A 13,416-nucleotide genomic window follows, 5' to 3' on the forward strand; every position below is an offset into this window, starting at 1 on the left:
CCCCTCCCTTATCGGATTTTTCCGAACAGCCCTACGGCTATCCCCTGGAGGGCTTCGAGGAAGGCAATATCCTCTTTGCCACATGCCAAGATGAGTTACAAAAGAGAGCGAGGGAGCTCGTAGCAAGTCGGGAACGGCCCACTGTCCTCCCCTCGAACATTGATTTCAACTTGTGTTTGGATAGGTTGCGGGCAAAGAAAACGGCGGAATCCCGAAGACAACCAATGGAATAGATGATGTGACCCCGGAGCCTCGGAGAATGATGCACGAATACAATCTGCTTGAGGGCACCTTGAAAAATAGGTGTTTTTACCAATCGAGAGACTCCAACCCATTGATTATTTAGACATACCGTTGACGAAAACTGTATTTTTCAAGGTGCCCTGCGGATCGGGCTGAGGACAAGGCCACCGGTTTCTGACAAAAAATCGCTCTTAAGAACGAAGTGATCCAGGATCCAATTGGCAAACAATAAGCCCTTGAATCCCTGCGACCTCGCTGGTCGGGGGGTGCTGATCACCCGTCCCGCGGCCCAGGCTGAGGGGTTGTGTCGGCTCGTCGCGGCCGCTGGAGGTAGGGCCATCCGTTTCCCCACCGTCGCCATCGAGCCCGTAGCGAATCGGGAACCGGCCCGGGAGCTGCTGGCCCGAGAGTGGGACCTGATCCTGTTTGTCAGTCGCAACGCGGTTGAGCAGGCCTTGCCTTTGTTCCCCGATTGTCGCTTGCCCCCGGACCCACGATTGGGTGCAGTCGGCGCGGCTACCGCCCAGGCCCTGACCCTTGCCGGTCGGGTCCCGGATCTGATGCCCACCGGCCGCTTCGACAGTGAGTCTCTGCTGGCGCTCCCGGAGCTCGCGGATCTCGACGGCCGACGGGTGTTGATTGTGCGCGGAGTAGGCGGCCGTGGTCTGTTGGGAAATACCCTGATCGAGCGGGGTGCACGGCTCGCCTACGCCGAGGTTTACCGCCGCACGCTTCCCGTCACCGATGCCGCTTCCTTATTGACACGCTGGCGGCGAGACGTACAGCTCGCCACGGCTACCAGCGGAGAGATACTGGAGAATCTGCTCACATTGATCGGGGGGAAGGGACGGGATCTGCTGCTCGCCACGTCCCTGGTGGTCGTCAGCGAACGTACCGGGAAAACCGCCACGGCGCTCGGGTTTACCCGCGTGGAGGTGGCGGACGGCGCCTCGGACACAGCCGTTCTCGCGGCCCTGTGCCGTATTATCGAAACCACCCCACAAGCGGGCAGTGGTAAATCTTTAACTGGTAGAGGGTAGCTTGGGTTGCTGCGCGGCTCGGCGGACTCAATTCTTTTGGGACTACCAATACTCTATCAGTTAGAAATTTACCACTACCCACAAGCGGTTCATACGCACTCGCCCTAAAAAGGCAGCCTCCCAGGCGGCATCCCGCCCGGTATCCGACCCTTGAGGCCGCGCATCATCTTCGCCATGCCCCCGCTCTTCATCTTCTTCATCATCTTCTGCATCTGGGAGAACTGTTTGAGCAGCCGGTTGATGTCCTGAACCTGGGTCCCCGAGCCGGTAGCGATGCGGCGCTTACGCGAGCCTTTGATGATGGCCGGGAACTGCCGCTCGTGTGGGGTCATAGCGTTGATGATGGCGATCAGCTTGACCAGCTCCTTGTCGTTCACCTGATTCTTGACTTGATCCGGAATCTCGTTCATGCCCGGAAGCTTATCCATGAACTCGGTCAAGCCCCCGAGATTGGACATCTGCAACAGTTGCTCACGGAAGTCCGCCAGGTCGAAACCCTTTCCCCGCTTGAGCTTCTTGACCAACCTTTGGGCCTGTTCGTGGTCGACCTTATTCTGCACCTCTTCGACCAGCGAGAGCACATCCCCCATACCCAAGATGCGCGAGGCCACTCGGTCCGGGTGGAAAGGCTCCAGGGCAGCGGTCTTCTCGCCCACGCCGAGGAACTTGATGGGCTTGCCCGTGATGTGGCGGATCGAGAGGGCGGCACCGCCGCGGGCATCGCCGTCGGCCTTGGTCAACACCACGCCGGTCAGGGGCAGGGCCGCGTCGAACGCCTTGGCGGTGTTGGCCGCGTCCTGGCCGGTCATACTGTCTACCACGAACAGGGTCTCGGCCGGATCGATGGCCCCATGCAAGGCCCTGATCTCGTCCATCATGGCCACGTCCACGTGGAGACGGCCCGCGGTGTCGACGATCAAGACGTCGAAAAGACCCTGCTGCGCGGCCTCGTGGGCCCTCCGGGCGATATCCACCGGATCCTGGTCGCCGCTGCTGGGAAAGCATTCGACCTGCACCTCCGCGGCGAGCGTCCGCAGCTGCTCGATGGCGGCCGGCCGGTAGATGTCACAGCTTACCACCATGACCTTCTTGTGCTGCTTCTCCAGCAGCCAGCGGGCGAGCTTAGCGACGCTGGTGGTCTTTCCCGAGCCCTGCAGGCCCGCCATCAGGATCACCGCGGGAGGCTGAACGTTCAGGTCCAGACCCTGGTTGGCCTCTCCCATCAGGCCCATCAGCTCGTCATTGACGATCTTGATCAGGGCCTGGCCCGGGGTGAGGCTCGTGAGGACATCCTCCCCCATAGCCTTCCCGCGCACCTGCTCCACAAATTCACGTACCACGGGAAGGGCCACATCGGCCTCGAGTAGGGCCATGCGCACCTCGCGCATGGTGTCCTTGATATTCGACTCGGTGAGCCGGCCCCGGCCCCGGACATTCTTCAGAACACCGCCGAGACGATCCTGGAGATTCTCGAACATCAGCTACCTCATGGGGAACAAGCGCCGCGACTCCACCGGCACCCTTACGGAGAGATCACGTGGCCTTGCAACTATACGCACCCGCCCTGGGTGCCGCATCGGCTTTTCCCGACGCCCTGCTTTATGTCATCATCCGCCACCATGAGTCACACCCTGATTTCATCTGTCGCCATCCTGCTCTATCTGATCTGCGGTTCTCTCATCGCCCTGCGGCTGTTTCGCCGTGACCAGCCCGCTCTACCCGGACACCCCTCCATCCTGATGGTCGGGTTCGCGGGACTGATTCTGCACACCTGGCTCATTTACGACGCCATCTTCAGCCAGCCGGGACTCAACCTGGCCTTCTTCAACGCCCTGGCCCTGGCCGCCTGGACCGTCGTCGCGCTCCTGCTCGTCTCCAGCCTCACCAAGCCGGTCGAGAATCTAGGGATTCTCATCCTGCCCGTAGCGGCCCTGACCCTGTTTCTGGAAGCCCGCTACCCAAGCCAGGGCTTTATGCGTGAATCCACGGGCTGGCCCATCAAGATCCACGTATTGCTCTCCATGCTCGCTTACAGCCTGCTGACCCTGGCCAGCGTACAGGCAATCCTGCTGGCGGTGCAGGATCATCACCTGCATAGTCGACAACCGGCCGGTTTCCTGCGCGCCCTGCCCCCGCTGCAGACCATGGAGAGCCTGCTGTTCGAGATGATCGGCGTGGGATTCGTGCTGCTTACCCTCGCCTTGGCGAGCGGCTTTGCCTTCCTGGAGGACATGTTCGCCCAGCACCTGGTGCATAAGACCGTGCTCTCTACCCTCGGCTGGCTGGTCTTCGGTACCCTGCTCCTGGGGCGCCTGCGCTACGGCTGGCGCGGTCGCACGGCCATCATCTGGACCCTGAGCGGCTTCGTTATCCTGGTGCTGGCCTACTTCGGCAGCAAGGCGGTGCTAGAGCTTATCCTGCAACGCTGAGCGGACCCCAGTGCCTGTTAATCGGGAAGGAAATTTATACGCGCCTGCCCGGGCAGAAATGCTAGAATTTTATCCTTCAATAGGGACTTCTTAACATACCCGTCGCCTATGGGTCCTGCGGATTTGCGGTGCAATGTCGCGAGCGGGTGTGCGTCCTTTGTAGCGCAGCGTGAAACCCAGGTGTGACATGGGTAGATCAGATCGGGGCCGTAGCTCAGCCGGGAGAGCGTCGCGTTCGCAATGCGAAGGTCAGGGGTTCGATCCCCCTCGGCTCCACCACCCGCCCTCCCATCACCCGCCCTCGTAGCTCAGCAGGATAGAGCGATCGCCTCCTAAGCGATAGGTCACAGGTTCGAATCCTGTCGAGGGTACCATCGAACCGAGCCCGGCAATCCTGAATTATTCGGCGTTGTCCGGAGGGAAAAGATCCCTCCTACGTCGGGACAAGAAAGATCCCTCCTGCGTCGGGACAGGGTTTGACGGGTTGCGTTCGACGCCCAAAGGCTCGGACCGTCTGCAGGTCAGTGCCGGCGTCTTAACGCAACCTACACCCAAATGCGGACGGGACGTCCGCGGTCCCAGGCGGCGAGACGCCACTTCTAGCTGGGACCGCGGGCGTCCCCACCCGCAAAGCGAGCCCATCCACAAGCCGAGCCCGCCGGCAATCCGGCAACCAAAGCGTCATTCCGGCGGGGACGCCGGCATCCGGTTGTCGGGGATGGCAAAACCGCGGGAACCGGCAATGCCCGATGTCGGCATCGGCGAGTAGGTTGGGTTAGGCGCGCTGTCCGATCCCGAAGTACAGCGACAGGGCCAAACGCGCCGTAACCCAACACGATGCTAGGGTCACCAACGCCGCGGCTCGAAACCGGGCCGGTTCTTGACCTCCATGAGTTCATCACCGACCGCCAGCACCAGAAAACCCTGTTTCTCCGCGTAGGTGAGCACGTTCTTTTCTACGCTGAGACTGGCAAGGATTCCCACCAAGGGCAGGGCATCGTGCTCAGGAAAGAAGGTCCGGAACTCGGCGATGTCGGCCACGAAGCCATCCACGTCGCCGCTGCGCAGGGTCGCCTTGGTGCTGTTGAGGCAGACGCAATCGGGGGTGACCACCAGGGCGTCGAATTCCTTCACGCGCCCGTCGGGTAAACGGCGCTTGAGCCGCACCATGAGGTCATAGGCGGGCTCGTTCAGGCGTTCCTCGATGATACGGGGTAGACTCGGGGCAACCAGGTCTTCGACCAGGGTGCCCAGCTTGTTGGAGAGCTCCCCCCACTTTTTGTTCATCTCCCGAAGCTGCCGGCGCGTCTCGTCCTTAAAGTCGCGCATTTCATCCTTGAATACACGCATTTCGTCCTTGAATACGCGCATTTCGTCCTTGAATAGGCGCAGCTCCGCTTCCGTCTGTAGCTGTGAGTTGTAAAGCCGGTTGAACTGGACGTCGGCATTCCTGACGAAATCCTGCACAGTCTGTTCGAGGCTGTCGATGCGCTCGATGACGGCTGCCACAATCAGCTCCGAGAATCTTAAGAAACCGCTGGGAAAAATAGCCGGCTCACGGCCCGGATGCAAGGGAAGGAGTCAGTCGGCAGTGGCTCAGTTTGAAAATTTTATGCTTGGCCGCTCACTTTCCGGCCCATTTAACGCCACGACGCAATGGCGCCAAGACGCAAAGTTTCTTTGTTCTTTCTTTGCGTCTTGGCATCCTTGCGTCATTGCGTTTTTTCGCAATTTCCGATTTTTCGCGAACTGAGCCACTATCAGTCAGTCCGAGCTTGAAATCCTGACATAAAGACCAACTGTCGCGGGGGGATCGGCGGCTATTCGGATAGAATAGCGACCAGGTTGTTTATTGTGTTCTCGCGAACTTCGGGGCGGACCGACAGGTTCGGCGCCTGACCAGATGGAGCAAACCATGTCAGCAGTTACCAAAGAACAAGTCGAAGCGGCGATCAAGGGTTACCGAGAGCCCCACCTGGAAAAGGATCTGGTCAGCGCCGGGTGCGTCAAGGGCGTCGAGATCGAGGGGGACCGGGTCAAGATCGAGGTCGTCCTTGGCTTTCCGGCCAAGACCGTGGCGGCGGCGATCGCTGCCGAGGTCAAAGCGGCGGTGGAAGGGTTGGAAGGCGTCACCCGGGCCGAGGTCGATGTCACCTGGTCCGTGGTCGCACACTCGGTCCAGAAGTCGCTGAAGCCGATCGACAACGTCAAGAACATCGTCGCCGTAGCGTCCGGCAAGGGCGGCGTCGGCAAGTCGACCACTGCGGTCAATCTGGCCCTGGCGCTGTCCGCCGAAGGCGCCAAGACCGGTATTCTGGATGCGGACATCTATGGTCCCTCACAGCCACGCATGCTCGGCATCACCGGTAAACCGGACTCGAGGGACGGCAACACGCTCGAGCCTATGAACAGCTACCACCTCCAGGCCATGTCTATCGGTTTCCTGATCGACGAGGAGACGCCGATGATCTGGCGTGGCCCCATGGTGACCCAGGCCCTGGAGCAATTGCTCAATGATACCAATTGGTCGGATCTGGACTATCTGGTGATCGACCTGCCGCCCGGCACCGGCGATACCCAGCTCACCCTGGCCCAAAAGGTGCCCGTCTCCGGTGCGGTCATCGTCACCACACCCCAGGATATCGCGCTGCTGGATGCCCGCAAGGGCCTGAAGATGTTCCAGAAGGTGGAGGTGCCGGTGCTGGGTATCGTGGAGAACATGAGCATCCATATCTGTTCCAAGTGCGGGCACGAGGAGCACATCTTCGGCGAGGGTGGGGGTCAGGCCATGGCCGAGCAGTACGGGGTGCAACTGCTGGGCGCACTACCGTTGGATATCGACATCCGGCAGGAGACGGACGGCGGTAGGCCGACCGTCGTGGCTCAGCCCGATTCACGCAGCAGCGAGATCTACCGGGAGATTGCCCGCAGGACCGCGGCCAAGCTGTCCCTGCAGGCGAAGGATTATGCGGCCAAGTTCCCACGGATCGTGATCCAGAACAATTGAGGAGGGTCTTGAGCAATCCTGGATGATTTGGTGCTATTTGGGGACCGGACTTTCTTTATCCACAGATTACGCAGATTTTCACAGATTAAGAACGAAACAATCTGTGAAAATCTGCGTAATCTGCGGATTAAAAAGACGCCTGCGCGGACAACACCAAATAACGCCGAATAGCGCCAGTCAGATCCCACAACCAACACCAAATAACCCAGGATCGAGCCCGGACAGGCACGGTGTCGAATGCGGCGTAACGCAACAGGACGCCAGGTTGTGTAATTTGAACCGCTCAACACATGCCTAACCTGACCTACCCTTCGGGTCCGTTGCACTTTTGCGGTTCAACGGCGGCGAGCGCAAAGCGCACCTGGCCGGCCCGTTTATCGCGTATCAGTGTCCAATCCGGAGGTAGGCTAAGGACCGCTCGGTTTGCCGGTACCTCCAGGTAGACCAGTGCCCCGGGGGCGAGCCAGCCTCTACTGCTCAGCAGGGTACAACTCGGTGCCAACAGGTCCTTGTGGAAGGGCGGATCCAGGAAGACGAGATCGAAGGGTCCACCACTCCCGGCTAGCCAGCGCAGGGCATCCGCCCTGCGGACTCGGACCTGAGCAGCGCCCAGGCTGCGGGCGCTGGCCGCTAGCACCTGGGTCACGGGCTCGGAACAGTCGATCATGAGCACCTCGTCCGCGCCGCGGGAGGCCGCTTCGAAGCCCAGGGCACCGCTGCCGGCAAAGAGATCCAGGCAACGGGAACCGAGGATAACCGGCTGCAACCAGTTGAACAGGGTCTCGCGCACCCGATCCGCCGTGGGACGCAGCCCAGGTTGCGCGGGTATCGACAGCCTGCGCCCCCGGTAGCGACCGCCGATAATGCGCAGCTGACCCTTATTGCCCGCTCGCATAGCTTGGGCAGAAACCTGAGGTCTGGACCGAGATATCCGAAGGGCTAGTACCTAGTTTCGATCGATATTGCTAGTCCACACACTGGAGCAGGTAAGCCAAGCGTGTGAGCCAGCAGATACTATGAACTTGCAACATCGGTTGAAACTAGGTACTAGGGCATGTTGACATATTAGGCCGTTTGGGGACCGGAGATGTTGCGGGTGCGATCCTGAATGATTTGGTGTTGTCCGGAGGGAAAAGATCCCTCGTGGCTCAGCCCGATTCACGCATCAGCGAGATCTACCGGGAGATTGCCCGCAGGACCGCGGCCAAGCTGTCCCTGTAGGCGAAGGATTATGCGGCCAAGTTCCCACGGATCATGATCCAGAACAATTGAAGGGAGTCTTGAGCAATCCTGGATGATTTGGCGCTGTTTGGGGGACCGGACTTTCTTTATCCACAGATTACGCAGATTTGCGCAGATTAAGAACGAAACAATCTGTGAAAATCTGCGTAATCTGCGGATTAAAAAGACGCCTTCTCGGGCAACCCAAAATAACGCAGAATCGGACTCCAATCTCAAATTGCCCTTGCCTGAGCTGAGGCATTTCCGGTGTAGCTCCCCGGACTCAGCGCCTTCAGACGGGCCTTGGCAGCGTCCGGGATATCCAGGGAGTCGATGAACCGCGCCAGGTCCGCCTGGGTGATCCGATGACCACGGGTCAACGCCTTGAGCTTCTCGTAGGGTTGCTCGACCCCGTAGCGCCGCATCACCGTCTGGACCGGCTCCGCCAGGACCTCCCAATTGGCATCCAGATCGGCCGCCAGGCACTCTGTGTCCGGCTCCAGCTTACCGACTCCGCGCAGGATGGATTGCAACGCAATGCTGGTGTGGGCAAACCCGACCCCCAGGTTACGCAGCACGGTAGAGTCGGTCAGGTCCCGCTGCCAACGTGAGATCGGGAGCTTCTGGGCCAGGTGCCCGAAGATGGCGTTTGCCAACCCCAGGTTCCCCTCGGCGTTCTCGAAGTCGATGGGATTGACCTTGTGGGGCATGGTGGATGAACCGATCTCGTCTGCCACCGTCTTCTGCCGGAAGTAACCGAGCGCGATGTAGCCCCAAAGGTCGCGGCAGAAGTCGATGAGGATAGTGTTGAAGCGGGCGCTGGCGTCGAACAGCTCCGCTATGTAGTCGTGGGGCTCGATCTGGATGCTATAGGGATTCCAGTCGAGACCGAGCGACTCGACGAAACCGTAGGCAAACCCCGGCCAGTCGAGGTCCGGATAGGCGGCAAGGTGGGCATTATAGTTACCTACGGCACCGTTGATCTTGCCCAGCAGCCGCACCTCGGCCACCTGCTTTCGCTGGCGGTCGAGCCGGTAGACCACGTTGGCCATCTCCTTGCCCAGGGTGGTGGGGGACGCGGGTTGACCATGGGTACGCGAGAGCATCGGCAGGCCCGCGAGCTCGTGCGCAAGGCCACGGACCGCCTCCACGACTTCATCCATCCGGGGGATCAGCACTTGTCCGCGCCCTTCGCGCAACATCAGGGCGTGGGACAGGTTATTGATATCCTCGGAGGTGCAGGCGAAATGGATGAACTCGCTCACCGCCTCGAGCTCGGCATCACCGGCGATGCGCTCTTTGATGAAATACTCCACCGCCTTGACGTCGTGGTTGGTCGTGCGTTCGATATCCTTGATTCGGCTCGCATCCGCTTCCGAGAAATTCTCCAGGATCCCATTCAGAATACCGGTCGCGTGCTCGGATAGGGGTGGGACCTCGGTGATGCCCGGGTGGTCGGCCAGGGCCTGGAACCAGCGTATCTCCACCAAGATACGGTGTCGGATCAGGCCAAATTCACTGAAGATGGGCCGCAGGTCCGAGGTCTTAGAGCCATAGCGACCATCTACCGGAGATACGGCAGTCAGGCTGGAAAGCGCCATGATGGGAAATCCTCCTCAGAATACCGCTGGGATTCGGCAGCTCGACAGACAAGCGCGTATAAACCTTTTCAAAACCCGAGCCTGGCCGCAGTTCCTGATGCTGAAAAAGTCGATCCGCAGGCGGCTGTCCACCGCCAGGCAGAAAAGTCTGCCGAGGCCATGTCCCCGGAAGATGGATACGTGCGTTCGCCTCTGGATCCTACCTGGTCCCAAGCCCCTTCAGCGCCGCCAGAATGGCAGCAGGCTCCATACGCTTACGGTAGTCCACATCGGCGAAGGCGGCCCGCACCACACCGTCCCGATCGATCACGAAGGTGGCCGGCACGGGCAGCACATAGCGGCCCGCGCCGTTGTAGTCGGCGAGATCCAGGGAGAAGCGCCGCTGGTACAGGTCGCTCAGTTCCGAGGGCACCTCGAAATAGAGCCGGTATTGCTTCATCACTTGGTCGTCGAGGTCGCTCAGGATCTCGAACGGATAGCCGTCCTTTGCGACCTGCTCACGGGACTTGTCCGGCAGCTGCGGGGTCACCGCCACCAACCGTGCCCCCTGCTGTTCGATGTGCGGCAATGTCCGGTGCAGGGCGTGCAGCTGGAGGTTGCAATAGGGGCACCAGGCGCCACGGTAGAAGGTGAGGACGACCGCTCCCTGCCCCAGGAGGTCGGCCAGGCGTACCTGCCGACCGAAGGCGTTAGGCAGGCTGAAGTCCGGGGCCTTGTCCCCGACCTTGAGGCCAGGCTCCGGCATCCGAACGGCCAGCTCCTGGGCGGCATCTTCCATAATCCGGCGGTCCTCAGCGCCCAAAGGTGGAGCATCGGACTTGGCATGCTCGGCGTTGAAGGCATCGAGGGCCTCCTGGTAGCTCGGAACGGGCTCGGACGTGCCGCTAAGCGCCGCGACGGGGAAGAGTACGGACAAAACCAAGACAGCCAGAACAAATCGATTGTGGTACATGGTTCCTTTCCTCTCATCACTTGATCGGCGACAGCAGCTTCGGATCCGTTACCAGAGTGCGTGAACCCGCCCCAAAGAAAACATCTCGAACATCGTAGAACCCTTTAATTTTCGCATGGGATTAGTCGCCCCATGGAACCTCCGTTAACGGTAGGCGAAGGCGAACCCGATTACTGATTACCTGCGGGAGCGAACGGCAAACCCGGCGTGCCGACCGGGGCTCAAGACAGCTGACCAGTGGCCTCATCTCTATGTCCGTCTGCGAGTTTGGCATAATGCTCGGCCACATAGTCCAGATACTCGATCTCCGGATCCTTCAAAGCCCGAATGCGCTTGACCGGCGTCCCCACCCAGAGGTAGCCGCCCTCGAGCTCCTTGCCCGGTGGCACCAGTGAGCCGGCACCCACCATGGTGCGGGGTTCGAGCACCGCTCGGTCCAGCACCCGCGCGCCGATCCCGATCAGACAATGGTCTCTGATCTCGCAGCCGTGCAGTACGGCCTGATGACCCACGGTTACCTGGTCGTGGATGATGACAGGCGCGCCCCCGGGCAGGAAGCGGCTGTCGTGAGAGACATGCAGGATGGTGCCGTCCTGAATATTGGTAGCGGTCCCGATCTCGATGCGATGGACGTCGCCGCGGATAACACACAAGGGCCAGATCGACGAGCGCGGGCCGACCTTCACATCGCCGATGACGATAGCAGAGGCATCGATCCAGGCGTCAGCGGCGATTTGGGGATGTTTTCCTCGAAAGAAACGGACATTGGACATGGGTACTCCTCGGGGTAAGGCATCAGGACCCATAATGCTATCACCAATCGGGGTTGCCCCAGGGCAAGTGCGTATAAATCAGTACCAGCTACCAGTCGCCGGCTGCCAGCCACTGGAAGCCGGTGACTGTTAGCTGGCAGCCGGCAAATTTGCTTCCCGACGCTGGTCCGGTCGCGTTTCCGGCTTTATAGTTGACGCTTCGCAGATAGCGTGGAGCCTCGACCCAAGGTACGGCCCTTCATCGACGAGGCAAAATCACCGGGGTCCCGGAGCGTGGGAACGAGAGACGACCTACTAGAGCATCGACAGACCAATGCAGCTGATAACAAACCCGGCGATGGCCCGATGGCTGTGGCTCTCCGTGCTGGTCGTGGTGCTCGACCAGGCGACCAAGTGGTTGGCCGCGGCTATGCTGGATCCCTATCGCCCCTTGCCCCTGGTACCGCTGCTCAACCTGACCTTGATGTATAACGAGGGGGCCGCCTTCAGCTTCTTGGCCAGCGCCGGGGGTTGGCAACGCTGGTTCTTCGCCTGCTTCGCCATCCTGATGTCGGTAGTGCTGGTCATTTGGCTGCTGCGGCTCGGGCCGCGGGAACGCCTCATGGCCGCCGCCCTCTCTCTGATCGTCGGTGGGGCAGTGGGAAACCTGATCGACCGCGTGCTCACGGGCCGCGTAGTGGATTTCATCGACCTCTATGTGGGCGACTGGCACTGGCCGGCGTTCAATGTGGCCGACAGCGCCATCACCCTGGGTGTGATCCTATTACTCCTCGGCAATCTGCGCGCAGGGAAGGCACGATGAGTGCAGGTTGGGCATTTGATTCCCTCTCCCCGACCCCTCCCCCGGCGAGGGGCTTTTTATGTTTCCGGGTTGGCTCTTTATGGATTCCGGACTGCTGACGATTATGGAAGGGCACGACCGGATGTTTTGGAGTGCGGCGGCAACCTGACCCCGATAGCGACCGGAATCCGCGGGACCCGACCCAGCCGCGGAACGGGCCGAGCGTACCGACCCGCCGCCGCTTTGGATTCGGTAACGTAAAGGCACGGCGGCCAGGGGAAAGCGCCGTCGCCGCGGCGCGTGCGCAACCCGGCGTCCAGGTTCCCGGTAAACACCACGGGTATCCCCGATTGCTGAGGTTCGATTCGACCGCGCCGCTTTGCCGGCGCACTCCAAAACAGTCTGGAATCCATAAAGAGCCTGACTTTATCCACGGATTGCGCGGATTTTCACCAAGGAAAATGGTCGCAACCTGTAGGCGGTCCGCACAGCGGACCCTACCCTAACTTGATTTTGAACCACAGAGGGCACAGAGGACACAGAGAATTGACTAGTTCTCTTCTCAGTGTCCTCTGTGTTCTCTGTGGTTTAAATTTCATAGACTTAAAACTTACCCGCCACCGGAGAGCTTTCCGATTCGTGTCCATTTGCGGACTCTAAAAAGGGACCTTCTTCCCTGCACGGGATCTGCTGCGCTTAACCGAGCCGCCCCTGTACCGCCAGGTGGCGATCGCTGACGACGCCGACCTCGAGCTCGGAGAGCCCCGCCTGCTTGAGCTGGGCAACCACTTCCTGGGGCTCGAAGGCGGCGAACAGGGAGTTGCGGAAGTCCTTGCGCAACACCTCCGGGGCATCTGCGGCGTAGGCCACCACCAGGGACTCGGCCCACATGGCCGATGGGGGGCGCATCAGGTCCATGACCAGCACGCTGGCGCCCGGCTTGGCGGCGGTGCGGATGCTTTGCCACAGGACCTGGGGATCGTGCAGGTGATGGAGCAGACTGTTGGAGAGCACCAGATCATAGGCGGATTGGGGGATGCGCGTGGAGGGTAGGACATCCCGGACCAGCCGACAACGCCTGGCCAATCCCGGCCGCTCGTCCAGCGCCCGGCGGGCCTCCCCCAGCATGGCGGCCGAGCCGTCCAGCGCATCGCATTCGGCTTGGGGGTAGGCCTTAAGGAAGCGCAGGGTAATGTCGGCCGGTCCGCAGCCCAGATCCAGGGCGCGGGCCCCGGTGAGCTCGCCCGGCTTCAGGGCGTCGAGCAACCGGATGAAGAGCGCGTTGGGCTCGGAGGAGTCGGCTTGGGCGTAGGCGCGGGCCTGTTCGGCCTCCGTCATCAATTCGGGTTCCGGTCGGCGTTGCATCGGG

Annotated in this window: 11 protein-coding genes and 2 tRNA genes; 6 read left to right on the forward strand and 7 right to left on the reverse strand. The window is 60.8% G+C overall.

Features of this window, described 5'->3' with window-relative positions:
* The first annotated feature begins 461 nt into the window (after positions 1-461).
* Complete coding sequence (locus E1958_RS15350) at positions 462-1,283, forward strand: uroporphyrinogen-III synthase (protein ID WP_243448508.1); 822 nt, start codon at positions 462-464, stop codon at positions 1,281-1,283.
* Between the two features lie 104 nt (positions 1,284-1,387).
* Here E1958_RS15350 and ffh read toward each other — a convergent pair whose 3' ends face one another.
* A complete protein-coding gene (ffh, locus tag E1958_RS15355; RefSeq protein ID WP_133512651.1) occupies positions 1,388-2,761 on the reverse strand; it encodes a signal recognition particle protein in 1,374 nt (457 codons plus the stop codon).
* A gap of 141 nt (positions 2,762-2,902) precedes the next feature.
* Between ffh and E1958_RS15360 the strand changes: the two genes are divergently transcribed.
* The 3 genes from E1958_RS15360 to E1958_RS15370 all read left to right on the forward strand — a co-directional run bounded on the left by E1958_RS15360 (position 2,903) and on the right by E1958_RS15370 (position 4,086).
* Positions 2,903-3,712: a cytochrome C assembly family protein gene (locus tag E1958_RS15360; RefSeq protein ID WP_133512686.1), complete on the forward strand. Its 810-nt coding sequence runs from the start codon at positions 2,903-2,905 to the stop codon at positions 3,710-3,712.
* Positions 3,713-3,915: 203 nt separating this feature from the next.
* Positions 3,916-3,991: transfer RNA gene (locus E1958_RS15365), tRNA-Ala, on the forward strand.
* An 18-nt stretch (positions 3,992-4,009) separates the two neighbouring features.
* Positions 4,010-4,086: transfer RNA gene (locus E1958_RS15370), tRNA-Arg, on the forward strand.
* Positions 4,087-4,558: 472 nt separating this feature from the next.
* Here E1958_RS15370 and E1958_RS15375 read toward each other — a convergent pair.
* On the reverse strand, positions 4,559-5,221 hold the full coding sequence (locus E1958_RS15375; RefSeq protein ID WP_133512652.1) for a hypothetical protein: 663 nt from the start codon (positions 5,219-5,221) through the stop codon (positions 4,559-4,561).
* Positions 5,222-5,615: 394 nt separating this feature from the next.
* On the opposite strand from E1958_RS15375, the gene apbC reads away from it, so the two are divergent.
* Positions 5,616-6,719, forward strand: coding sequence for an iron-sulfur cluster carrier protein ApbC (apbC, locus tag E1958_RS15380; RefSeq protein ID WP_279381416.1), 1,104 nt, complete (start codon positions 5,616-5,618; stop codon positions 6,717-6,719).
* A gap of 304 nt (positions 6,720-7,023) precedes the next feature.
* On the opposite strand, the gene rsmD is transcribed toward apbC, so the two are convergent.
* From rsmD to E1958_RS15400, 4 genes are all read right to left on the reverse strand, one after another.
* Positions 7,024-7,614, reverse strand: a complete 591-nt coding sequence (rsmD, locus tag E1958_RS15385; protein ID WP_133512654.1) for a 16S rRNA (guanine(966)-N(2))-methyltransferase RsmD — start codon at positions 7,612-7,614, stop codon at positions 7,024-7,026.
* A gap of 559 nt (positions 7,615-8,173) precedes the next feature.
* Positions 8,174-9,541, reverse strand: coding sequence for an adenylosuccinate lyase (gene purB, locus E1958_RS15390; protein WP_133512655.1), 1,368 nt, complete (start codon positions 9,539-9,541; stop codon positions 8,174-8,176).
* A 199-nt stretch (positions 9,542-9,740) separates the two neighbouring features.
* Entirely contained in the window at positions 9,741-10,493 is a 753-nt protein-coding gene (locus tag E1958_RS15395; RefSeq protein WP_133512656.1) for a peroxiredoxin-like family protein, read from the reverse strand.
* A gap of 221 nt (positions 10,494-10,714) precedes the next feature.
* The gene (locus E1958_RS15400; protein ID WP_089724829.1) at positions 10,715-11,266 is read right to left on the reverse strand and encodes a gamma carbonic anhydrase family protein; all 552 of its coding nucleotides are present in this window, start codon (positions 11,264-11,266) and stop codon (positions 10,715-10,717) included.
* Positions 11,267-11,603: 337 nt separating this feature from the next.
* On the opposite strand from E1958_RS15400, the gene lspA reads away from it, so the two are divergent.
* Complete coding sequence (gene lspA / locus E1958_RS15405; RefSeq protein WP_133512687.1) at positions 11,604-12,068, forward strand: signal peptidase II; 465 nt, start codon at positions 11,604-11,606, stop codon at positions 12,066-12,068.
* Between the two features lie 675 nt (positions 12,069-12,743).
* Here lspA and E1958_RS15410 read toward each other — a convergent pair.
* The gene (locus E1958_RS15410) at positions 12,744-13,412 is read right to left on the reverse strand and encodes a class I SAM-dependent methyltransferase (RefSeq protein WP_133512657.1); all 669 of its coding nucleotides are present in this window, start codon (positions 13,410-13,412) and stop codon (positions 12,744-12,746) included.
* Positions 13,413-13,416 lie beyond the last annotated feature (4 nt).

It is taken from the genome of Candidatus Thiosymbion oneisti (assembly GCF_004359955.1).
GTDB classification, from domain to species: domain Bacteria; phylum Pseudomonadota; class Gammaproteobacteria; order Chromatiales; family Chromatiaceae; genus Thiosymbion; species Thiosymbion oneisti.